This window comes from Actinomycetospora aurantiaca (assembly GCF_037401875.1).
In the GTDB taxonomy this organism is placed as follows: domain Bacteria; phylum Actinomycetota; class Actinomycetes; order Mycobacteriales; family Pseudonocardiaceae; genus Actinomycetospora; species Actinomycetospora aurantiaca.
Genome location: NZ_JBBEGN010000013.1, coordinates 53,924 through 75,501, shown reverse-complemented (window position 1 = coordinate 75,501; position 21,578 = coordinate 53,924). Strand labels below are relative to the sequence as shown.

Annotated in this window: 20 protein-coding genes; 12 read left to right on the top strand and 8 right to left on the bottom strand. The window is 72.3% G+C overall.

Annotated elements, in window-relative coordinates; genetic code table 11:
* The 3 genes from WCD74_RS22035 to WCD74_RS22025 form a co-directional block, all read right to left on the bottom strand.
* A complete protein-coding gene (locus tag WCD74_RS22035) occupies positions 1–831 on the bottom strand; it encodes an HTD2 family dehydratase (RefSeq protein WP_337697034.1) in 831 nt (276 codons plus the stop codon).
* Positions 828–1,988: an acyl-CoA dehydrogenase family protein gene (locus WCD74_RS22030; RefSeq protein ID WP_337697033.1), complete on the bottom strand. Its 1,161-nt coding sequence runs from the start codon at positions 1,986–1,988 to the stop codon at positions 828–830. The genes WCD74_RS22035 and WCD74_RS22030 overlap by 4 nt, the downstream gene beginning before the upstream one ends.
* Positions 1,989–2,082: 94 nt before the next feature.
* Positions 2,083–2,775 (bottom strand): GntR family transcriptional regulator, encoded by a 693-nt coding sequence (locus WCD74_RS22025; RefSeq protein WP_337697032.1) that lies wholly within the window; start codon positions 2,773–2,775, stop codon positions 2,083–2,085.
* 175 nt (positions 2,776–2,950) lie between these two features.
* On the opposite strand from WCD74_RS22025, the gene WCD74_RS22020 reads away from it, so the two are divergent.
* From WCD74_RS22020 to WCD74_RS22010, 3 genes are read left to right on the top strand one after another with little or no spacing between them, the layout of a single operon-like run.
* Entirely contained in the window at positions 2,951–4,270 is a 1,320-nt protein-coding gene (locus WCD74_RS22020; RefSeq protein ID WP_337697031.1) for a phenylacetate--CoA ligase family protein, read from the top strand.
* Positions 4,267–5,295 carry a hypothetical protein gene (locus WCD74_RS22015; RefSeq protein WP_337697030.1) on the top strand — a complete coding sequence of 343 codons (1,029 nt, stop codon included), beginning with the start codon at positions 4,267–4,269 and terminating at the stop codon, positions 5,293–5,295. Before WCD74_RS22020 ends, WCD74_RS22015 begins: the two co-directional genes overlap by 4 nt.
* Positions 5,292–6,173 (top strand): HpcH/HpaI aldolase/citrate lyase family protein, encoded by an 882-nt coding sequence (locus WCD74_RS22010; protein WP_337697029.1) that lies wholly within the window; start codon positions 5,292–5,294, stop codon positions 6,171–6,173. The genes WCD74_RS22015 and WCD74_RS22010 overlap by 4 nt, the downstream gene beginning before the upstream one ends.
* Before the next feature lie 80 nt (positions 6,174–6,253).
* Here WCD74_RS22010 and WCD74_RS22005 read toward each other — a convergent pair whose 3' ends face one another.
* Positions 6,254–7,225 (bottom strand): AraC family transcriptional regulator, encoded by a 972-nt coding sequence (locus WCD74_RS22005; protein WP_337697028.1) that lies wholly within the window; start codon positions 7,223–7,225, stop codon positions 6,254–6,256.
* Between the two features lie 131 nt (positions 7,226–7,356).
* On the opposite strand from WCD74_RS22005, the gene WCD74_RS22000 reads away from it, so the two are divergent.
* The 7 genes from WCD74_RS22000 to WCD74_RS21970 are packed head-to-tail and all read left to right on the top strand — an operon-like array spanning position 7,357 to position 15,998.
* Complete coding sequence (locus WCD74_RS22000) at positions 7,357–7,563, top strand: hypothetical protein (protein WP_337697027.1); 207 nt, start codon at positions 7,357–7,359, stop codon at positions 7,561–7,563.
* Between the two features lie 14 nt (positions 7,564–7,577).
* Positions 7,578–9,608, top strand: coding sequence for a hydantoinase/oxoprolinase family protein (locus WCD74_RS21995; protein ID WP_337697026.1), 2,031 nt, complete (start codon positions 7,578–7,580; stop codon positions 9,606–9,608).
* Positions 9,605–11,509 carry a hydantoinase B/oxoprolinase family protein gene (locus WCD74_RS21990; RefSeq protein WP_337697025.1) on the top strand — a complete coding sequence of 635 codons (1,905 nt, stop codon included), beginning with the start codon at positions 9,605–9,607 and terminating at the stop codon, positions 11,507–11,509. Before WCD74_RS21995 ends, WCD74_RS21990 begins: the two co-directional genes overlap by 4 nt.
* 10 nt (positions 11,510–11,519) lie before the next feature.
* The gene (locus WCD74_RS21985; protein ID WP_337697024.1) at positions 11,520–12,245 is read left to right on the top strand and encodes a hypothetical protein; all 726 of its coding nucleotides are present in this window, start codon (positions 11,520–11,522) and stop codon (positions 12,243–12,245) included.
* Positions 12,242–13,672: an aldehyde dehydrogenase family protein gene (locus tag WCD74_RS21980; RefSeq protein WP_337697023.1), complete on the top strand. Its 1,431-nt coding sequence runs from the start codon at positions 12,242–12,244 to the stop codon at positions 13,670–13,672. The genes WCD74_RS21985 and WCD74_RS21980 overlap by 4 nt, the downstream gene beginning before the upstream one ends.
* Positions 13,669–15,216 carry a class I adenylate-forming enzyme family protein gene (locus WCD74_RS21975; protein WP_337697022.1) on the top strand — a complete coding sequence of 516 codons (1,548 nt, stop codon included), beginning with the start codon at positions 13,669–13,671 and terminating at the stop codon, positions 15,214–15,216. Before WCD74_RS21980 ends, WCD74_RS21975 begins: the two co-directional genes overlap by 4 nt.
* On the top strand, positions 15,213–15,998 hold the full coding sequence (locus WCD74_RS21970) for an SDR family NAD(P)-dependent oxidoreductase (RefSeq protein ID WP_337697021.1): 786 nt from the start codon (positions 15,213–15,215) through the stop codon (positions 15,996–15,998). Before WCD74_RS21975 ends, WCD74_RS21970 begins: the two co-directional genes overlap by 4 nt.
* A 44-nt stretch (positions 15,999–16,042) precedes the next feature.
* On the opposite strand, the gene WCD74_RS21965 is transcribed toward WCD74_RS21970, so the two are convergent.
* Both WCD74_RS21965 and WCD74_RS21960 read right to left on the bottom strand, forming a co-directional pair.
* Positions 16,043–16,303 (bottom strand): type II toxin-antitoxin system RelE family toxin, encoded by a 261-nt coding sequence (locus WCD74_RS21965; protein WP_337697020.1) that lies wholly within the window; start codon positions 16,301–16,303, stop codon positions 16,043–16,045.
* The gene (locus tag WCD74_RS21960; RefSeq protein ID WP_337697019.1) at positions 16,300–16,587 is read right to left on the bottom strand and encodes a type II toxin-antitoxin system prevent-host-death family antitoxin; all 288 of its coding nucleotides are present in this window, start codon (positions 16,585–16,587) and stop codon (positions 16,300–16,302) included. Before WCD74_RS21960 ends, WCD74_RS21965 begins: the two co-directional genes overlap by 4 nt.
* Before the next feature lie 129 nt (positions 16,588–16,716).
* Between WCD74_RS21960 and WCD74_RS21955 the strand changes: the two genes are divergently transcribed.
* The gene (locus WCD74_RS21955; protein WP_337697018.1) at positions 16,717–17,907 is read left to right on the top strand and encodes an acetyl-CoA C-acetyltransferase; all 1,191 of its coding nucleotides are present in this window, start codon (positions 16,717–16,719) and stop codon (positions 17,905–17,907) included.
* Positions 17,904–19,019 (top strand): acetyl-CoA hydrolase/transferase C-terminal domain-containing protein, encoded by a 1,116-nt coding sequence (locus WCD74_RS21950; protein WP_337697017.1) that lies wholly within the window; start codon positions 17,904–17,906, stop codon positions 19,017–19,019. Before WCD74_RS21955 ends, WCD74_RS21950 begins: the two co-directional genes overlap by 4 nt.
* A gap of 82 nt (positions 19,020–19,101) precedes the next feature.
* Here the strand turns inward: WCD74_RS21950 and WCD74_RS21945 are convergent, their stop codons facing one another.
* Positions 19,102–19,920 carry an alpha/beta fold hydrolase gene (locus tag WCD74_RS21945; RefSeq protein WP_337697016.1) on the bottom strand — a complete coding sequence of 273 codons (819 nt, stop codon included), beginning with the start codon at positions 19,918–19,920 and terminating at the stop codon, positions 19,102–19,104.
* Complete coding sequence (locus WCD74_RS21940; protein ID WP_337697112.1) at positions 19,917–21,521, bottom strand: AMP-binding protein; 1,605 nt, start codon at positions 21,519–21,521, stop codon at positions 19,917–19,919. Before WCD74_RS21940 ends, WCD74_RS21945 begins: the two co-directional genes overlap by 4 nt.
* Positions 21,522–21,578: the final 57 nt, after the last annotated feature.

The following is a 21,578-nucleotide window of genomic DNA, read 5'->3' as shown; positions in this document are numbered from 1 at the left end:
TCAGTTCCAGGTGATCGACCCGGTGACGCAGGGCTCACCGCCGACCGGTCCGGCGGTGAGTTCCGGCGCGTCGGTCACGACGACGGGTGTCCCGGCGAAAGCCGGCCGGCGCAGCCGGAAGTCGAAGCCCGCGATCCGCTCGGCGCGTCCTGCGCGGCGCGCGGGCTCCAGCAGCAGCAGCGCCAGCAACGGCCCGTGTACGACGAGGCCGGGGTAGCCCTCGACGTCGCGGGCGTAGTTCTCGTCGTGGTGGATGCGGTGGGCGTTGTAGGTCAGAGCGGAGAACCGTAAGAGCAGCCGCGGATCCGGGACCAGGCCGACCGACCCGTCGTCGGGGAGGGGCAGCGGGTCGGGCGGCGACCCGGGCGCCCGGGTCGCTTCTCCGGAGGCCTGGCGGTAGACGATGTCCTGCTCCTCGACGACGGCGAGGGTGCCGTCGACGGTGAACTCGCGTCGCTCGGTGACGAACAGCATGTCGCCGCTGCGCCCGGACTTCGGGGTGATCGCGGCAATCGCGCCGGTGCGCTCCACGGCCGCCCCGAGCGGCAGCGGTGCACGGAACTCGACCCGACCGCCCGCGAACATCCGCCGGCGGCGGGGGATCGGTGGCAGGAAGTGCCCGTCCGCCTCGTGCCCGTCGACCCCGAGCTCGTCACTGCGCGGGTGGCCGAGGAAGAACAGCCAGTGCCACAGCGGAGGCAGGTGCTCCGAGGTGGGAGCGGGCTGGTCGAGCAGGGCCGCGAACGCGTCGACCGGCCACCGGCGCAGGACGTCGGTGCTCGTGACCGTGGCCGGGGTCCACCCGGCGACGGTGTCCGCGAGCGTGCTCACGCCTGGCCCAGTCCGCCACGCTTGACCAGCTGGGCGGCGATGACGTTGCGCTGGATCTCGTTGGTGCCCTCGCCGACGATCATCAGCGGCGCGTCGCGGAAGTAGCGCTCGACGTCGTACTCGGTGGAGTAGCCGTATCCGCCGTGGATACGCACGGCGTTCAGGGCGACCTCCATGGCGATCTCGGAGGCGAACAGCTTCGCCATCCCGGCCTCCATGTCGCTGCGCTCGCCCGCGTCGAACCGCTCGGCGGCGTGCAGGATCAGCTGGCGGGCCGCGGTGACTTTGGTGGCCATGTCGGCGAGGTAGTTGCCGATCGACTGGTGCTGCCAGATCGGCTTGCCGAAGCTCTCCCGTTCCTGGGCGTAGCGCAGGGCGTCGTCGAGGGCGGCGGTGGCGACGCCGAGCGCCCGCGAGGCGACCTGGATACGGCCGGTCTCGAGGCCCTTCATCATCTGGGCGAACCCGCGGCCCTCCTCGCCGCCGAGGACGGCGTCGGCGGGGACGCGCATGTCGGTGAAGTTGAGCTCGCAGCTCTCGACGCCCTTGTAGCCGAGCTTGGGGAGGTCCTTGGAGACCTCGAGCCCGGGGCCGTGCTCGACGAGCAGGATCGACACGCCCCGGTGCTGGGGCTCGGCGCTCGGGTCGGTCTTGCACATCAAGGCGATCAGACCGGAGCGGCGGGCGTTGGAGATCCAGGTCTTGGAGCCGTTCACGACGTAGTCCCCGCCGTCGCGGCGGGCCGTGGTGGTCATGGCCTGCAGGTCCGAGCCGCCGCCGGGTTCGGTGAGTGCCATCGTGGCGCGCAGCTCCCCGGTGGCCATGCGTGGCAGGTAGCGGTCCTGCTGCTCCCGGGTGCCGAAGGCGACGAGCAGCTTCGCGACGACGGTGTGTCCGCCCATGGCGCCGGCCAGCGACATCCACCCGCGAGCGAGTTCGGCGGTGACCAGCGCGTAGCAGGGCATCGACACCGGGGCCTCGCCCCACGGCTCCGGGATCGCGAGCCCGTAGATCCCGAGCTGCTTCATCTTCTCGATGAGCGCCTCGGGATAGGTGTTGGCGTGCTCGAGCTCGTGCACCGCGGGGCGGACGTCCTTCTCGACGAACTCGCGGACCGTCTCGACGACGAAGCGTTCCTCGGACGACAGTTCGGCCACGGCACTCACCTCTCACAGAGCAGTTCTGAACATAATATATTCAGAGCCACACGCACGGAAGGTGCGGCGGGTCACCGCGACGCGACGTCCCGGATCAGGACGCCGACTCCTGATCGCCCCAGACGCCGCGCTTGGAGAGGTCGGAGACCAGCTGGTCCGCGCCGGCGAGGATGTGCTGACTCATCAGGGAGCGGACCTTGCGCACGTCGCCGCGGTGCAGGGCCTCGACGATCTGCGGGTGGTCGTCCCGGGCGCCCTCGACCCGCCCCTCGATCTGGGCGTAGAAGCGGTTCGGGAGATGCTTGACCGCGGACCCGAGCATGAGGGCGAGTCGACGGGAGTCCGCCGCGAGGTTGATCTCGCGGTGGAAGGCGTGGCCCAGCTCGGTCATGCGCGCGGTGTCGTCGGTGTCCTGGGCGCGGCCGTGCTCGGCGAGGATGGCGTCGAGCCGATCCAGTTGCTCGGGGGTGATCCGCTTGGCGGCCCGGGCCGCCAGTTCGCCGGCCAGCTGGGCCTGCACCCAGAACAGGTCGTGCACATCCTGCTCGGTGAAGGGGGCCGCGACGAATCCGCGCCGCGGCACGAGCTCGACGAATCCCTCGCTCCGCAGCGACAGCAGGCCTTCGCGCACGGGGGTGTTGCTGACCCCGACGGCCTCCGCGATCGGCTCCAGGCGGAGGAACTCCCCGGCCCGCACCTTGCCCGAGATGATCTGCTCGCGGACGTAGGTCGCGACCTCCTCGGGCAGCTGCTGACGCCCGCCCCCGCGCTCGGGGATGGGGGTCACCTCGTCGACCATGGCAGCTCTCCAACGTCCGAACATGATGTATCGAACGACAGCGTCCGACGTCTTCCCGCGTGGCGGGGAGTCTAGCAACCGGGGACGGAGCGTGACGGTGCCGACCCTTGTCGCGAAGCACCATGTATTTTATATTTAGCGATACCACCTGAGGAGGTCGCCCGTGAGCAAGTACTGGAGTCCCGTCGAGACGCTCCCCGCGGCGGAGGCCCGTCGGGTGCAGGACGAGGCCCTTCGCGAGCAGATGGCCTACCTGGCGGCCCGCAGCGCGTTCTACCGGGACAAGTTCGCCGCTCATGGTGTCGACCCCGCCCGCGTCCGCGGCGTCGGCGATCTCGCGGGCCTGCCGTTCACCGAGAAGCAGGAGCTGCGCGACAGCCTGGCCGCCCACCCTCCGCTCGGGACCCACCTGGCCGCGGACCCGGCCGACGTCGTCCAGATCCAGGCCTCGTCGGGAACCACCGGCAGCCCGTCCTACGTCGGGCTCACCGCCGATGACGTCCACACCTGGTGCGAGCTCGGTGCCCGCGCCCTGCACGCGAACGGGTTCCGCCCGGGGGACTGGTTGCTGCACGCCTTCGGGATGAGCAAGGGCTTCGTCGGTGGCCTGCCGGTCACCCAGATCGCCCGCCACCTGGGCATGGTCGACCTCCCCATCGGCGCCGAGGCGGGCGTCGAACGGCTGCTGCGCGTCCAGGCCGACCAGCGGCCGAACACCCTCATCGGCACCCCGTACTTCCTCACCCACCTCGCCGAGTCCGCCCCCGCCGTTCTTGGGAGGCCCGCCCGCGAGCTCGGCGTCCGCACCATCAGCGTCGGAGGCGAACCGGGCGGTGGGCTGCCGGCCGTACGCGAGAAGCTCGCGGACCTCTGGGGCGCCACCGTGCGGGAGATGCTCGGCGGCACCGACATCGCCTGCACCTACTGGGGCGAGTGCGAGGCGCAGACCGGCATGCACTTCCTCTCGCCCGACCTCATGGTCGCCGAGCTGATCGACCCCTCGGGTGAGGTCCTCGAGCCCGAGACGGGGGCCGAGGGCGAGCTGGTCTACACCGCCCTGGCGCGCCGGGCCTCCCCGCTGCTGCGCTTCCGGACCCGCGACCAGGTCGTCGTCACCGCCACGGACTGCTCGTGCGGACGGACCGGCTTCCAGGTCCGCTGCGTCGGACGCACCGACGACATGCTCATCGTGCGCGGCATCAACGTCTACCCGTCGGCGATCCGCGACCTCGTCCAGGCCGCCGCCCCCGCCACGACCGGCGAGATGCGCATCCGGCCCGACTTCGACGGTCACTCCACCCAACGGCCCCTCCCGGTGGTCGTCGAGACCACCCTTCCCGACGACGAGTACGACCGGCTCCGCAGCGACCTCGAGTCCCGCATCCGCTCCGCCCTGAACATCAAGGCCCGTGTCGAACTGGTCGCGGCGAACACCCTCGCGCGCCCGGACCACGTCAAGGTCGCCCTGGTGGAGCGTCCGTGAGTCTCGCCTCCCACCTGCACCGGGGTGCGCTCGGCGACTGGTTCTCGGACCGGGTCGATCCGGCGCCCGTCGTCGACCGGGTGGGCGACGCGCTCCGCGGCCGGGTGCCGTTGCGCCCGCCCCGACACGCCCGAAACAGCCAGCCGGCGCTGGTCGCCGGCGCGCTGCGCCTCCGGGTCGGACTCGCCGTGCAGCACGCGCCGCCGTACTCGGCCCTGCTCGGCGCCCACCGACTGGGGCTCGCGGACACCCGCACGGTGCACGCGGTCGCAGGGCGCTTCCCCAGCCACGCCAGCCTCGACCCGGCCCGACGGCGGGTCGCCCTCCGTCTCCGTCCGACCCGCTCCGGCTGGATCGAGGTGGGCGGCATCGGGAGCCCGCCACCGGCTGGTCCGATCGATTTGCGGCGGCGGGTCGTGCCCGACCTCGCGTCGGTGCTGCTCAACCAGCTCGAACCGCCGGGCCGGATCGCCGACCGCGCCACGGAGACGGCCCTCGCGGCCGCGTGCTGGGCGGCCGTCCGCTGGTCGCTCGGAGGGATCGCCCTGCCCGACGAGCGATCGGAGCAGGCCGCGGAGGTCGTCGACCTCCTGGAGCTGATCAGCGAATCCGGACTCCTGACCCGGCTGCACCGGTGGGCCGGCCGGCCCACGGGCGGATGCGCTCTCGGCGTGGCCGACCCCGTCGTCGTGCCCGGCTGGGCCTCGGGCGGGACCCTCGTGGGCCGAGGACCTGGCGCGTTGCTCGTCGAGGTCTCCGGCCACCCCGACCCGATGCGCCGCCCCGACGGGCTGCGCCGCGCACTGCACCACCTGCTCGCCCGGGCCTGGCTCGACCGTGTTCACGGGGTCCACGGGATCGGCCACCTCGGCATCCTGTTCGCCCGCCACGGCGTCCTGGTCACCGCCGACGTCGCCGAGTTCGGACCACCGCCCGGGGAATTCGTGGCGGCGGCGCACCGCGTCGCCGCGGCGGACGGAATCCGTCTGCGCCCACCTGCCGTCCTGGAGGAGAGAGCATCGTGAAGCCCTACCGGTCCATGCTGTTCGTGCCCGGCCACAAGCCGACCTGGGCCGACAAGGCCGTCGCGTCGGGCACCGACGCGGTCATCCTCGACCTCGAGGACTCCGTGCCGGGGCCGGACAAAGCCGCGGCACGCGACACCGTCCGTGAGACCGTGGGACGCCTCGCCGCCGAGCGGGCGGACGTCTGGGTGCGACCGAACAGCGTCGACAGCGGCCTGTTCGGCGGCGACGCCGAGGCGGTCATCGTGCCGGGGCTCGCCGGGCTCTTCCTGCCGAAGGTGTTCACCGCCGAGGAGATCGTGCGGATCGACGCCGTGGTGTCGCACATCGAGGAGCGGGAGGGCCTGGCGGCCGGATCGATCGGGCTGATCGTCAGCTTCGAGACTGCGGTGGCGATGGCGCACTGCGAACAGATCGCGGCGGCGTCGCCGCGCGTGTCGTCGCTGCTCGGGGCCACGGGGCCGAACGCCGACGTCGGGCGGGAGCTCGGCTTCGAGTTCACCCCGGCCGGCCTGGAGACCTTGTACCTGCGGAGCAGGATCGTGCTCGCCGCCCGCGCGGCGGGGCTGCACCACCCGGTCACCGGGGTGTGGCAGGACATCAAGGACCTGGACGGTTTCCGCCGGTTCGCGCTCGACGCCCGCGGGCTGGGCTACCGCGGCATGGTGTGCATCCACCCCTCCCACGTGGCGGTGTCGAACGAGGTGTTCACCCCGTCGCCCGAGACGGTCGACCACGCCCGACGGATGATCGAGGCGTTCCGCAAGGCCGAGGCGGAGGGCCACGGAGCGGTGGACTTCGAGGGGCAGCACATCGACCTGGCCCACGCGAAGACCGCCGAGGGCATCGTCGCGCTCTCCGACGCGATCAACGCCTGATCGGCCATGGGGCGGAAAAAGTGTGGCGGCCCCTGCCAGCGGCGACCGTCGGCAGGGGCCCGCCGTCGTCCCCGGGCCGGTCAGGTCGCGACGTGGCGGACCGTGTCGGACGGGCGCTCGCCGAAGCGGTCGCGGTACTGCGCGGCGAAGCGGCCGGGGTGGAAGAAGCCCCACCGGCCTGCGATCTCGGTGACGCTGCCGCCACCGGCCGACAGCTCGGCCCGGACCTGGTCGAGCCGGACGCCGCGCAGGTAGGTCATGGGTGAACAGCCGACGACGTCGCGGAAGCCGGCCTGCAGGGCCCGTTCACCGATCCCGACCGCCGCGGCGAGATCGGCGGTGCTGCTGATCGCATCGGGCCGGGAGTCCAGGAGATCGATCGCCTCCCGGACGCGCGAGCGTCCGGCCGGGGCGGCACGTCCGGCGAGCGCCGAGGTCACCGCGTTCGGGATCGCCGTCAGCACCTGCGTCATGAGCGCCGCCTCCATCTCGACGCGGGCGGAGGGCATCGTCGCGAGCCCGCCCGGTCGGGCGAGCTCGGCGTAGAGGAAACCGGCGGTGGCGACCAGCGCCTGCCCGGGTCCGGTCGTGGTGTCGAAGGTCAGAGCGAGGTCGAGCGAGGCCCTCGGCGGTCGTCCGAGCAGCTTCGCCGCGTGGGCCTCGAGGAGATCTCTGGGCAACTTCACCACGTACTGCGTGGCGTCGGGGGAGAAGCGGATCCGCAGGGGCGCGTCCGGGCTGAAGGCCACCCCGCTGCGGCCGGCGACCGTGGTGCCCGAGCGGCCGGCCTGGCTCACCTCGGTGCAGCCCGCTACCGGCAGGTTCACGTGGTAGCACGCGCGCATGGGGGGCCCGTCGAGGGTGACGTCGGCGCCGTACCCGAGGCGCCCGAGCGTGATCCGGTGGGCCGGGGCGAGGTCGAGCCGGAAGTCGAGGCGACGCCCGTCCGCCACCCGGGCGGAGTGGTCGGCGAACGCTTCGCTGATCCGTTCCCGGGCGACGTCGAGGTCACCCGTGCGGAAACGCTGCAGCTGCTCCGCCGCCTCCGTCATCCGCACAGAGTATCGCACAATATATTGTGCTTCCAGTACCGACGAGCGTCATCGCCGCACTTCGGTAGGCGGATGCTCGACTGCGCTGACGGGATGGTGACCTGGCTCTCGGTGGACCTAGCGTCGCCGCCATGGCCCAGAACCCCGCCCCGTCGCAGGAGCGCGAAGCCGTCGACGGCACCTGCCCGCGCTGTGGCGCGGCCGAGCTCCGTCGCTACCCGGTCAACTCCGAGGGCGGCTGGTTCGACGTCGTCAAGTGCCAGGTCTGCCTGAACTCGTGCAGCCGGGAGCGCGGCCCCCGGCTCGGCGCGATCCAGCTGCTGTCCGACCGGATCTGAGGGGAGTCAGGACCATGATCGCAGTCGACGTGGGCGGCACGTTCACCGATGTCGTCGCCCTGCGGGACGGCCGGATCGAGACCGCCAAGGTCTCGACCGACTACGGCGACGTCGCCGCCCCCGTCCTCGAGGGCGCAGCCCTGCTCGGAGTGCGCGATGCCCAGGTCTTCAACCACGCGAGCACCCACGGACTGAATGCCGTGATCACCCGCAGCCTCCCGAAGATCGGTTTCCTGGCCACCGAGGGGCACCGGGACATCCTCGACATGGGGCGCGTCTGGCGGCCGGCCGAGGCGATCCTCGATCCGGGCTGGCGGCGCAGCTTCGGCGACGCCTCCCGCCCGCTCGTGCCCCGCTACCTGCGCCGTGGGATCCGCGAGCGGATGCTGGCCGACGGCGGCACGCTCTACGAGCTGGACGAGGACCAGGCCCGCGCCGAGCTCGAGGTCCTGCGTCGCTGCGGGGTCGTCGGGATCGCGATCTGCCTGATCAACGCCTACGTCAACCCCGCCCACGAACAGCGTCTGCGCGACCTGGCCCGCGAGGTCCTCGGCGACGTGCCGTGCTCGGTCTCCCACGAGACCTCGCCGCTGGCGAAGGAGTACGCGCGGGCGTCGACGACCGTCGTGGACGCTCTGATGAAGATCATCTACTCGGACTACGCGGCCACCCTGGAGAAGGGCCTCGCGGAACTCGGCTTCACCGGGCAGCTCAACTTCGCCGACTGCGCCGCGACCCTGGTCCCGGCCCACCGTGCGATGGAGCAGCCGTACCGGATCGTCTTCTCCGGCCCGGCGGCAGGCACCGTCGCGAGCGCCCACTTCGGGTTGCTGATCGGGGAGACCCACCTGCTGTGTGCCGACGTCGGCGGTACCTCCTGCGACATCAGCGTGGTCACCGGCGGCGAACCGTTCGTCAACACGACCTTCGAGCTCGAGCACGACCTCGTCGTGAACGCCCTCGCCAACGACGTCTCCGCGATCGGGGCCGGTGGCGGCAGCATCGTCGCGATCGGGCCCAACGGCGAGGTCCGGGTCGGTCCCGAGAGCGCAGGCTCGACGCCCGGCCCGGCGTGCTACGGCCGCGGCGGCACCGCGCCGACCACCACCGACACCTGCCTGATGATCGGGCTCATCGACCCGGACGGGTTCGCGGGCGGTCGGCTCCGGCTGCAACCCGAGCTCGCGCAGCAGGCGTTCGAGTCCCTCGACTCGGAACTGACCCTCGCCCAGCGCGTCCGCCACGCGCACGGCATGGCCGTCCACACCATCGCGGAGGGGGTCTTCAACGTCGCGATCAAGAACGGCGTCGACCCGCGCGACTACTCGCTCATCGCCTACGGGGCCGCGGGCCCGATGCTGCTGCCGGCCGCCATGGACGAGGTGCACTGCAAGCAGGTGATCGTCCCGCCCGAGCCGGGTCTGTTCTCGGCCCTCGGCCTGCTCTCCACCGACCAGGTGTTCACCCTCAACCGCAGCGCCTACACGATCCTGACCCCGGAGGTGGCGTCGCAGGTCGACGCCATCTTCGCCGAGATGGAGGCGCAGGTCCGCGAGCGCCTCGACGCGGATGCCGAGGTCCGGCTCGAGCGCAGCTTCGACGGACACCTCGTCGGGCAGAGCTGGGACACGCCGTTCGTCCCGGTGCCCGACGGGACCATCGACGGCGACGGTGTCGCCGCCATGATCGCCGCATTCCACGACACCTACGAGGAGCGCTCCCGCAACCGCTTCGACATGGTGCCGGTCGAGGGCGTCACCTTCCGGGTCCGGGCGGTGATCGACACGCCGAAGGTCTCCTACCCCGAGGTCCCCTCCCGCGTTCCCGACGACGGGTCGCTCGCGCCGGCCCGCACCGCCACCCTGCGGTTCCTCGCCGACGACGAGACCACGGCTCCGGTCTACCGGCGCGCGGACCTGCGCGCGGGCGACGAGTTCGACGGCCCGGCGATCGTCGACGAGGGCCTGTCCACCACCCACGTCGGCGCAGGCCAGCACCTGTCGGTCGGCCGCTACGGCGAACTCGTGATCCGGAGGGCCTCATGAGCATCCGCGAGCTGTCCGACGAGCAGTTCCACGCGACCTACGACACCGACCGCTTCACCGCGTCGATCATCGTCAACCGGCTGAAGTACGCCGTCGAGCACATGTCGACGGCGTTCCTGCGCGAGGCGTTCTCGCCGATCATCCGCGACTGGTACGACTTCGCGTGCACCATCTCGGGGCCGCCGGAGCAGGACTACCGGATGGCCGTGGTCTCGAACAGCCTGACGGTGTTCCTCGGGACGATGCCGGACGCGGTCCGCAACGCCGTCGAGGAGTTCGGGCCGGAGAACCTCGGCCCCGGCGACGTGCTCATCTGCAACGACCCGTACCGCGGGGGACGGCACGTCAACGACGTCTGCTTCACCCGGCCGGTGTTCGTGGACGAGAAGATCGTCGCGTTCGTCAACATCTGCGCCCACCAGCTCGACATGGGCGGCACGGTCCCCGGCGGGTTCTCCGCGACGAAGGCGAACGTCTACGAGAACGGCCTGGTCATCCCGCCGGTCCTGATGTGGCGCGGGGACGCCCCGGTGCGCTCGACGTTCAGCCTGATCTTCGACAACTCCCGCTTCGGGGCGCTCCTGCTGCCCGACTTCCAGTCCATGTTCGCCCAGCTGCAGCTGGGGGAGCGGCTGGTGCGGGAGAACATCGAGCGCTACGGGCTGGACGCTTTCCTGGGGACGCTGACCTACGCCTGCGACACCTCGGCCGATCGGATGCGTTCCGCGCTCGCCCGTATCCCCGACGGCGACTACCAGGGCAGCGCGACGCTGGACGCGGACGGCGTCGACGACTCGATCGCCTACACGGTGCACGTGACCCTGCGGAAACGGGGCGAGGACATCGAGGCCGACCTCTCCGGCTCCTCGGCCCAGGCCCGCACCTGTATCAACTGCGGGGTCACCGACGCGAAGACCGCACTCGGGGTCGCGCTGACGATGCTGCTCGACCCGGAGATCCCGTTCACCTCGGGGACCTGGCGCCACGTCGACCTGATCGCCCCGCCCGGCACCCTGGTCACCGCGGTCCCGCCGGAGGGCGCGCCGATGATGTTCTGGGAGGCCTCCGGCACCCTCATCGCGGCCGTCTTCACGGCGCTGAACCCGGTCCTGGGCGAGAACGCCGTGGGCGGTGACTACGGGTCGACCAACACCCACAACGCCAGCGGTCTGCGCGACGACGGGTCCTTCTGGACCTCCGCGACCCAGTGCGGCGGGGAGCACGGCCCGTGGGGCGCGTCGAAGGCCGGCGACGGCGACAGCTACACGGTCCTGTTCAACCTCAACAATCTCGACCCGGCCACGGAGACCATCGAGCACGACTCGCCCGTCGTCGTGCTGCGCAAGGAACACGCGATCGACACCGGCGGCCCGGGCCGGCACCGGGGTGGCGCCGCCAACCTCAAGGACACGCTCTGGCAGACCGACGCCGAGCAGTACCTGTCCCCGTTCCGCACGAAGGAGCCCAGCGGGGTGGGTGCCGACGACGGGAAGCCCGGCCCGAACGGCGCAATGTGGATCTTCGGCCCGGACGCCGTCGGACCGGGGCTGATCGGCACCGTCGGCGACGTCTACCGGGCCAGTACCCCGGTGGCCGGGGTGCTGGATCCCGAGACCAAGGCGCTCGACCCCGAGCACGGCGTCTACCACCACTTCGCGTCCGAGAAGTCCTGGCGGACCCGGGCGGGATCGGTGCTGCGCTGCCTGACCAACGGCGGCGGAGGGTGGGGCGCCCCCTTCTCCCGCGACCCGCAGCGCGTGCTCGCCGACGTCCGCGACGAGTACGTGAGCGTCGCCGGAGCCGAGCGCGACTACGGCGTGGTCGTGCTCGGCGACCCGCACCACGACCCCGAGGGCCTCCGCATCGACGAGGCCGCGACCGCCGCCCTGCGCGGCGCCTGAGAGGACCACCGTGCCCCCCACGTTCACCGACCGCAGCCTCTTCTTCGCCTGGAGCACCTACACCGGCGACTACGAGCCGTACGCCCAGTGGTACGACCAGGAGCACATCCCGCAGGTCATGGCCACGACCGGGATGGTCGGCGCCCAGCGGTTCCTCGTCGGCGGGGCGAAGAACCTCCCCGGCGTCGTGCCGGTCGACATGGGCCACCTCGCCCTCTACGAGATCGAGGGCTCCGCGGCGGGCTTCCGGGAGGAGGTCAAGCAGATGCTCATGTCCGGGTCGATGGTGCTCCCGGAGTTCATGAACCAGCCGTTCGACGCGCTCTTCCTCGAGGCGATCAGCGAGCCCCAGTACGGCGCGAGCTGGGACAAGGCCGAGAACCTGGACGACCGGCACCTGTTCTTCGCCTGGTGCAAACCGGCCGCCGACTCCGTCGCCGACGGCACCTTCGCCCGCTGGTACGACGGTGAGCACATCCCGCAGATCCTCGCCGCCACCGGGATGCTCCGGGCCCAGCGGTTCGAGTCCTCACCGGTCAAGCCGTTGCCGGGCGTTCGCGTTCCCGACCTCGGTCACCTCGCGCTCTACGAGATCGCGGGCGATCCGTCCGGGTTCCGCGAGGAGGTCAAGCAGATGCTGATCTCCGGGGAGATGCAGATCCCCGACTTCATGAACCCGCCGTTCTCCTCGATGTTCATGGTGCCGGCCAGTCCGTTCCGGCCCGCAGGCTCGTGATCGCCACCGGGAGCGACGTCCTCGTCGGGGGCCGCTGGCAGCCCGCCACCGGCGAGCCGTACACGGTCGTCTCGCCCGCGACCGAGGAGATCGTCGCGGAGGTGACGCTGCCCTCGGAGAAGGACGTCGGAGCGGCGGTCGAGGCCGCCGACCAGGTCGGACGGGTCTCCTGGTCGCGTCTCGCCGTCGACGACCGCATCGCGTCGGTGGCCCGCTTCTGCGCGGCCGCCGAGGCGGGGCTCGACGAGATCGGGCACGTCTGGGCGCTCGAGGCCGGGATGCCCGTGCGCTACTCCCGCACGCTGCACCGCTTCGGGGCCGTCGGAGCCTGGAACGCGGCCCTGGAGTGCGCGGTGGACGCGCTGCGCGACGACGTCCGGCCCTCGCCGCTGGGCGAGACGGTCGTCCGCCGGGAGCCCGCCGGCGTCGTCGCGGCGGTCATGGCATTCAACGGGCCCCTGGTCACCACGGCGACGAAGGTCGTCCCCGCCCTGCTCGCCGGGTGCCCGGTCGTCGTGAAGGCGGCCCCGGAGTCCGCGCTGGTCATGCGGATCGTCGCCGAGTGCGCGGCGCAGACCCTGCCCGAGGGCTCGCTGTCGATCCTCTGCGGTGGCGCCGACCTCGGACGCACCCTCACCGCGGACCCGCGCGTCGACCTGGTCAGCCTGACCGGTGGCCGCCGCGCGGCGCTCGAGATCATCGATGCCACCAAGGCCCGGTTCGCGCGCACCCACCTGGAGCTCGGCGGGAAGTCCCCGGCGCTGATCCTCGACGACGCGCCCCTCGACGCGGTGCTGAAGTCCCTCGTGCCGGGCACGACGGGCGGTGCGGGGCAGGTCTGCGCCCTCCTGTCCCGGGTGCTGGTCTCCGAGAAGCGGGCTGACGAACTCGTCGGGAAGCTGTCGGAGGCCGTCGACGGGCTGACCGTCGGCGATCCGCTCGACCCCGGCACCCGGGTCGGTCCGATGATCAACGCCGCGGCGCGCGACCGGGTCGACGGGTTCGTCGACCGCGCCCGGGCCGCGGGCGCCGAAATGGTTGCAGGTGGCCGTCGTCGGGAGGGGCCAGGGTTCTTCGTGTCCCCGACGCTGCTGACCGGGGTCGAGCGCGGCTCCGAGCTGGCGCGCGACGAGGTGTTCGGCCCGGTCACGGCGATCCAGACCTATACCGATCTCGACGACGGGATCGCGTTGGCCAACGATTCGAGCTACGGCCTGGCCGCGAGCGTCTACACCTCCGACCGGGAGACCGCCCTCCTCGCCGCCTCCCGGATCGAGGCCGGCTCGGTCGCGGTCAACACCTTCGGCCCGACGGTGACGGCGCCGTTCGGCGGGCGGAAGGGCTCCGGGTGGGGCCGCGAGACCGGACCGGAGGGCATCGCGGAGTTCACCGAACTCAAGCAGATCGTGATCGGACCCGGAGTATGAGCATCACCAGGATCCTCGACGCCGTCGTCGCCCCGCTCCCGCCGTCCGGCCCGGACACGGTCGCGGTCAGCTTCGACGGCCGCGCCCGGCTCACGTACCGCGAGCTGCGCGAGAGAGCCCGGCGCTACGCGAGCGGGTTCGTCGACCTCGGGTTGAGCCCGGGCGACCGGGTCGGGCTGCTGCTCTACAACGACCCGGAGTACCTCCCGCTGTTCTTCGGTGCGGCCTACGCGGGCCTCGTCGCGAACCGCCTGAACTTCCGGCTGGCCCCTGCGGAGCTCGAGTTCATCCTCGCCGACTCCGGAGCACGTGCACTCGTCGTGCACGCGAGCCTGCTCGATCGCATCGAGGCCGTTCGGGACCGGACGGCCCTGGAGCACGTGGTGGTGATCGGCGACGTCGAGCGCGACCTGCCGCCGTGGGCCGTGCCGCTCGACGGGCTGTCGGGGCGCGGGGAGCTCGTCGACGGTCCGGTGATCGCCGAGAGCGACCCGGTGGGGCTGCTGTACACCTCCGGAACCACCGGGTTGCCCAAGGGCGCGCTGTGGACCCACGCGAACCTCGTCGGGAACGCCGTGACCCAGGCCCTGCGCTGGCGGTTCTCCCAGCGGACGGTGTCGCTGGTGCCGGGCCCGACCTATCACGCCGGCGGGCTGGAGGCCGTCGTGGCGCCGACCCTGCTGATGGGCGGCACCGCCGTGGTGCTGCCGTCGCGGAACTTCGCGATCACCCACCTGCTCGACGTGATCGCCGCCGAGCAGGTCACCGACTGCCTGCTGTTCTCCTTCATGCTCTCGGAGATGCTGCGCCTCGACGACCTCGAGGCGCGGCTGCCCCCGTCGTTGACGCACCTGATCATCGGCGGGGACACGATGATGCCGTGGACGGTCGCCGAGACCCGCCGTCGCATGCCGGGCGTGCGCCTGACGCAGGTCTTCGGCCTGACCGAGGGCGGGGCGATCGCGACCTGCCTCGACGACGAGGACTTCGAGTCGCAGCCCGGGAGCATCGGCCGCCCGTTGCCGCTCTCCGAGGCGGCCGTGGTGGGGCCGGACGGTGAGCCGGCGGAGGTCGGGGAGGTCGGGGAGATCCTGGTGCGCAACCCGGGGGTCTGCGCCGGGTACTGGCAGCGTCCGGAGGCGAACCGGGACACGTTCGTCGACGGCTGGTGCCGGACCGGCGACGTCGGCACGGTCAACGCCGACGGCTTCCTCTCCCTGGCCGGTCGCGCGAAGGACATGATCCGCTGCGGCGGGGAGAACATCTATCCCGCCGAGGTGGAGAAGGTCCTCACCGACCACCCCGACGTGCTCGACGCGGCCGTGGTCGCCGTGCCGGATCCGAAGTACCTGGAGGTGGGCGCGGCCGTCCTGGTGCTGCGGGAGCCCGTCGAGGGCGACGCCCTGCGGGCGTGGTGCCGGGAGCGCCTGGCGTCCTACAAGGTACCGCGCCACGTCGTCATACGGCCCGAGCTGCCGCGCAACGCCTCCGGGAAGGTCCTCAAGTACGTGCTGCGCGAGCAGCTGGAGAAGGAGATCACGTGATTCGCCGTCCGGAACTCGCCCTCGTCACCGGCGCGGCGGGGGGTGTGGGGTCGGCGACGGTGCGCCGGCTGGTCGCGGACGGCGCGAAGGTCGTCGCGACCGACATCGACGAGGCCCGGCTGTCCGATCTCGAGGCGGAGACCGGCGCGCACGTCATCCCGGCGGACGGCACGGACCGCGAGGCGATCGCCTCGGTGGTGGCGGCGGCGGTCGACCAGCTGGGTGGTCTGGACGCCGTCGTCGCCGCACAGGGTGCCGCGATCGGGGGGACGTCGGCGCCGAAGCACGGCGATCTCTACCTGAAGGCGCTCGACGTCAACCTGCACGGTTCGTACTTCCTGGCCGGCGAGGTGCTGCCACACCTCGCGGCCCGCGGGGGATCGATGGTGTTCCTGGCGTCGACGGCGGGCCTGATCGCCGGGCCTCCCGGAACCGTCGGCTACACCGCGGCGAAGGCCGGCCTGATCGGCGTGACGAAGTGGCTGGCGCGGGACTGGGGACCACGCGGGGTGCGGGTGAACGCCGTGTGCCCCGGCTGGATACGTACGTCCCTGGGGGAGGGGGCGATGAGCTATCTATCGCAGCGCGAGGGCATCACCATGGATGAGGCCTACGCGCGGACCGCGGCCCACGTCCCGCTGCGTCGGGTCGCCGAGCCGGAGGAGATCGCAGGCTGCTGCGCTTTCCTGACGTCGAGCGACGCCTCGATGGTCACCGGGCACGTGCTCGTCGCCGACGGTGGCGGCGCGGTCGTCGACTCGTCCACGGTGGTCTTCGACTGACCGAGCGGGATGTGGTCGCCGGCCGGGGTGGTGCCACCACCACTTCAGCGGCGGTAGACCTCGGAGCGGTGGCCGATCTCGACCACCAGGACCAACAGCCGGTCGCCGTGGACCTCGTAGATCACTCGGTAGTCGCCGGCTCGGACTCGCCACTGGTCGTCCCGGCCGGTGAGCTTGCGGCAGGAGGGCGGCCGAGGGTCGGCGGACAGCTGGTCGATGACGGCCAGGATGCGCCGACGCTGCGGTGTGTCGACGCTGTCCAGGGCCTTCGCGGCGCGGCGGGTCAGATCGATCCGGTACGTCATGCCGAGTCGGCGAGGTACTGCTGCCAGGAGATGGTGTCCTCGTCGCCCGCCGCGATGGCCGCCCGGGCGTCATCGGCGCGCCGGGCCCAGTAGTCGTCCTCCATCCGCTCGTAGTTCTCGGCGACATCGGCGGGCATGAGCGCGGCGACACGCTCGCCGTGCCGGACGAGATAGACGAACTCGCCGTCACGGACGGCGTCGATCAGCTCGGCGAGGTTGCCCCGCGCCTCGGTGACCGAGACCTCGCGGGCTCCACTCAGGTCAGGTTCCACCGGTTCCGTCATGCGGCGAGCGTACGCTCACGTACAGAACGAACGCTCGCGTACTGTTGGGGAACTCCGCGACCTCCGGAGCAAGCTGATCCAGTCGGCTGCACCACGCCACGACGATAGTGCTTAATATATTATCTGGTCATGCGACGAGCTGCCATCGTGTCCCCGGTCCGCACTCCCGTCGGAGCGTTCGGAGGGGCGCTGCGCCCCGTCCCGGTGGAGGACCTCGCCGCGACCGTGGTCCGCGCCGTCGTCGATCGCACCGGGGTGGACCCGGAGCGGATCGAGGACGTGGTGTTCGCCCAGTCGTACGCGAACTCCGAGACCCCCTGCATCGGGCGCTGGGCCGCCCTCCACGCCGGGCTGCCGATCTCGGTGCCCGGGCTGCAGACCGACCGCCGGTGTGGGGGCGGGCTCCAGTCGCTGGCCACCGCGGCGATGATGGTCCAGACCGGCGCAGCCGACCTGGTGCTGGCCGGCGGCGTGGAGAGCATGTCCAACATCGAGTACTACTCGACCACAGCACGATGGGGATCCCGCTCCGGAACGGTGTCGCTCTACGACCGGCTCGACCGCGGCCGCGAGCGCTCGCAGCCCGAGCACCGGTTCGGGCCGATCAGCGGCATGATCGAGACCGCCGAGAACCTCGCGCAGCGCTACGGCATCACCCGGGACCAGGCCGACGACTTCGCCGCCGCGAGCCAGCAGAAGGCGGCCGCGGCCTGGGACGAGGGCCGGTTCGACGACGAGGTGGTGCCGGTCTCGGTCCCGCAGCGCCGAGGGGAGCCAGTCGTCGTCGACCGCGACGAGGGCGTCCGCCCCGACACCACCGCCGAGTCTCTCGGGAAGCTCCGCACCATCATCCCGGGCGGGACGGTCACGGCGGGAAACGCCGCCCAGCAGAACGACGCGGCGGCCGCGTGCCTCGTCGTCGCGGAGGACGCCCTGGGCGACCTCGAGCCGCTGGCCTTCCTCGACGGCTGGGCCGCGGCCGGCTGTGACCCGGCCACCATGGGAATCGGACCGGTGCCCGCCGTCGCGAAGCTCCTCACGCGGACCGGGCTGGGGCTTGACGACCTGGACCTCGTCGAGATCAACGAGGCGTTCGCGGTGCAGGTCCTCTCCGTGCTCGCGGAGTGGGGCTGGCACGACCCGGAGCGGCTGAACGTCAACGGCTCGGGCATCTCGCTCGGACACCCCATCGGTGCCACGGGCATGCGGATCCTGACGACGATGCTGCACGAGCTCCGCCGTCGCGGGGGGCGCCGCGCACTCGAGACGATGTGCATCGGCGGTGGGCAGGGCATGGCGGCGCTGTTCTCCGCGGCATGATCACCGACCATCTGCAGCCGGGGGACACGGTCGTCGTCGGGCAGACCTCGGCCGAGCCGCCGACCCTGGTCGACGAGTTGCTGGACGCCGCACCCGCGGTGACGGCGTTCGTGGGCTACACCGCGAACGAGGCGTGGCTGCGGGCGCCCTTCCCGGTCCGCACGTACGTGGCGGGCGGGGTGCTGCGTCGCCTCCCCGGTCTCGAGTACGTCCCGACTCACCTGAGTCGCGTCGAGGAGCACATCGTGGCCGGGCGGCTGGCCGCGGACGTCGTGCTCCTCCGCGTCGGCCCCGCCGACGGCGACGGTTGGCACGATCTGGGACCGACCGTCGACTACGTCTGGGCCGCTGCCCAGCGGGCCCGCGTCGTCCTCGTCGAGGTGGACGAGCGCATGCCGCGCACCCGCTCGCGGTGGCGGCTGCACTCGTCGCTCGTGACCGCGTCGGTCGTCGCGGACCGGCCGATGGTGACGCTGCCGTTCCGCCCACCTTCGCGGACCGACCGGGCAGTGGCGGCGAACGTCGCGGCGCTGGTTCCCGACGGCGCGGTCGTGCAGTTGGGCCTCGGGGGTCTGGCCGACGCGGTGGCTGCGGAGCTGGCTTCCCGACGGCGGCTGCGGGTGCGGTCGGGGCTGGTGGGGGACTGGCTGCTCGACCTGGCGCGCGCGGGCGCGGTGGACCGGGTCGTCGCCGGCATGACGCTCGGGTCCCCGGAGCTTTACACGTTCCTGGACGACAACCCGCTCGCCGAATTCGCTCCGTGCGCGGCCGTACACGTCGACGGCCCGTTCTTCGCCGTGAACTCCGCGATCGAGGTCGATCTGTACGGCCAGGTCGGCGCGGAGTACGCGGGCGGGCGACTGGTCGGCGGCGTCGGCGGGCAGGTGGACTTCTTCCGCGCGGCCCACGGGTCGGGTGCGGCGATCCTGGCACTGCCCTCGACGACGCCGTCCGGTGCCGCCCGCATCGTCGAGCAGCTCTCGGGTCCGGTGACGAGCGCCGCGAGCGACGTCGACCTGGTGGTCACCGATCGCGGTGTCGCCGACCTGCGCGGGTGCACGGTGGCGCAGCGTCGGGAGCGGCTGCTCGTGGTGTCGGCGGCGACAGGCTGATCCCCGACGTCACGGAGGCGTCCCGCGCGCCCGGGTCGCGTTTCCACCGCTCGGCACCGGTCCTATGGCGGCGGTGAGCTGATCAGGGCGCGTCGAGGAACTCGGTGAGCAGCCGGGCGGCCCGCTGCGACTCGTCGAACAGGAGCATGTGGCCGGCGTCGGGCAGCAGCGCGAGGCGGGAGTCGGCGATGCGCGCCGCCAGCACGGAGGCGTTCACGGAGCGGACGACCGGGTCGTCCCGGCCCGCCACCACCAGCGTGCGGCACCGCAGCGTGTGCAACCACAGGTGACTGCTCCACCACAGGACGGGGATCTGCAGGTAGCGGTAGCCGCGCGTGCTCGGTGGGTTCGCGGCGCGGTCGTCGATGATCCCGCGCAGCGCCTCCGGGTCCCGTGCGGTGCGGCCGCCCGCGAGCAGGCGCAGGTCGCGCTCGGCGGCCGCCCGGTCGTGGTAGCGCCGCGTGGACAGCAGAGCGAGTCCCGCACGCAGGCGCGGGGGCAGCCAGGGGATGCCCGCGACCGTCGCCACCAGCACCAGACGCCGGACGAGCGCGGGGTGCCGGTGGGCGAGTTCCTGCGCGACGGTCCCGCCGTGGGAGAAGCCGAGGACGTCCACGACGTCCAGGTCGAGGGTCCGCACCGCGTCCGCGATGCGGTCGGCGAGGGCGCCGATCGACAGGGGCAGCGCCGGGAGTTCCGAGCGGCCCATTCCGGGCGTGTCGATCATGACGACGTCGCGCTCGGGCAGGGCCTCGAGGAGCGGCTCCCAGGAGCCCATCGAGCCGCCTAGGCCGTGCACGAGCAACAGGGGAGGGCCCTGCGGCCCCGGACGACGTCGGGTCGCCAGGCATAGCCCGCCTGCCGTCACGGTGCGGTCGGTGCCAGGTGCCGCGCTGGTCATGCATCCTCCGAGGTCGGTGCGTAGGTCCCGTCGGGTCGGTGCGCCCACGTCGGGCCGTCGACCGGTCCGTCGAGGTCGGGAGGCCGGGACCACGGGGTCGGGAACGACACCGGGTCGACGACGGTCACCGTCGGCGGTCGCTGCTTCGCCGGCAGTCGTCGCAGCGCCGAGGTGAGCTCCCAGCCCGACAGCTGTGCACCCGGCAGCAGGGTCACCGCGGCGACGACGTCGCCGTCGCGCCCGACGACCCGCGCCGTGTCGACCCCGGAGATCCGCTGCAGGACCTGCGCCACCCGGGCCGGCGCGACGAGACCGTCCACGGTCCGGATGAGGGCGTCCGCGTCGTCGATGAACCAGTACTCACCGGTGGGGTCGCGGACGAACAGGTCGCCGGTCGAGCGCCAGGCGTCGTCCGCGGAGAAGACGGCGCGCAGCGTGTCGGGGCCGGGCGCGCCGGAGTCGTCGCGGGCGAGGAGCAGGCCGGGCTCGCCGGGTTCGCACTCACGGGCGAAACCGTCACGGTCGAACGCGATCCCGCGGGTGCGCTCGTCGAACGCTGCGATCCGGACCCGCGCGGTGCCGGGCAGCGGGCGGCCGACGGAGCCGATGCGGTCGGCGACGTTGGCGAGCACGGCCTCGCCGTCGGCCGAGGCGTAGAACTCCAGGACCCGGGCCGGGGCGAACCGCTCGACGGTGCGCCGCCAGAGGTTCGGCGGCATCCCGGACCCCATGAAAATCCGGATCGAGTGGTGTCGTTCGTGCGGGTGTTCGAGGCCCGAGGCGACGTCGCGCAGCGACGACCAGGCGTAGGACACGTGCGTCGCCCCGTAGCGGCGGACCTCGCTCCAGAACGTCTCGACGTCGGGGGCGCTGGCGAACGCGAGCCTCGCGCCCGACGCGATCGCCCCGGCGACCGCCATGAGCTGCGACGACGAGTGCTCGAGCGGGGTCGCGGAGTAGACGGTGTGTGTCGGGTCCAGCTCGGCGGCGCTCGCCGTCCCCAGCGCCGAGAGGGCCCACCGACGATTGGTGATCACGCGGGCGCGGGTCCGGCCGCCGTGGCCGGAGAACAGCACCAGGGCCTCGTCGGCCGCCCGGGTGGGATTCGCGCGGTACCAGCCGGGCAGGTGGACCGTGGCGGGGTCGATCGTCTCGAGGTCGGTCACGAAGCCGGGTAGCTCCCGCTCGTCGCTCGCGCCGCCCAGGACGCACCATCGACCCGTGGCGGGTGGAGCGGAGGGCACGTGCTCCGGGTCGCAGACGACGATGCCCGCTCGGCCCAGCCCGATCTCGCGGTCGCAGTCGCGCTCCGCGGTGCGCAGCAGCACCGCACACGCGCCGATCCGGCTGATCGCGGCCACCACACAGAACGCGGACGGACGGGAGTCCATCAGGACGCCCACCCGCTCTCCGGGGCGGACCCCGACGGCGAGCAGACCTGCGACGACGCCGTCGATACGGTGCTTCACCTCCCGGCGACGCAGCACCCGGTCGCCGTAGAGCAGCGCCGGTGACTCCGGAGCGCGGCGGGCCGACTCGTCGAGCAGCAGACCCAGCGATATCGCCGTGTCCGGGCGGAGAGCGTCGAGGCGCCCCAGCATGGGGACCTGGGCCGCGAGGTCGCGCACCATCGCGTAGCCGACGGTGCCGGCTTCGGC

Coding starts and splice junctions, on each gene's coding strand:
- WCD74_RS21960 (WP_337697019.1), bottom strand. CDS start 16,587: ATGACGGAACCGGTGGAACCTGACCTGAGTGGAGCCCGCGAGGTCTCG.
- WCD74_RS21940 (WP_337697112.1), bottom strand. CDS start 21,521: ATGCTGGGGCGCCTCGACGCTCTCCGCCCGGACACGGCGATATCGCTG.
- WCD74_RS21945 (WP_337697016.1), bottom strand. CDS start 19,920: ATGACCAGCGCGGCACCTGGCACCGACCGCACCGTGACGGCAGGCGGG.
- WCD74_RS21950 (WP_337697017.1), top strand. CDS start 17,904: ATGATCACCGACCATCTGCAGCCGGGGGACACGGTCGTCGTCGGGCAG.
- WCD74_RS21990 (WP_337697025.1), top strand. CDS start 9,605: ATGAGCATCCGCGAGCTGTCCGACGAGCAGTTCCACGCGACCTACGAC.
- WCD74_RS21965 (WP_337697020.1), bottom strand. CDS start 16,303: ATGACGTACCGGATCGATCTGACCCGCCGCGCCGCGAAGGCCCTGGAC.
- WCD74_RS22005 (WP_337697028.1), bottom strand. CDS start 7,225: ATGACGGAGGCGGCGGAGCAGCTGCAGCGTTTCCGCACGGGTGACCTC.
- WCD74_RS21955 (WP_337697018.1), top strand. CDS start 16,717: ATGCGACGAGCTGCCATCGTGTCCCCGGTCCGCACTCCCGTCGGAGCG.
- WCD74_RS21975 (WP_337697022.1), top strand. CDS start 13,669: ATGAGCATCACCAGGATCCTCGACGCCGTCGTCGCCCCGCTCCCGCCG.
- WCD74_RS21995 (WP_337697026.1), top strand. CDS start 7,578: ATGATCGCAGTCGACGTGGGCGGCACGTTCACCGATGTCGTCGCCCTG.
- WCD74_RS22000 (WP_337697027.1), top strand. CDS start 7,357: ATGGCCCAGAACCCCGCCCCGTCGCAGGAGCGCGAAGCCGTCGACGGC.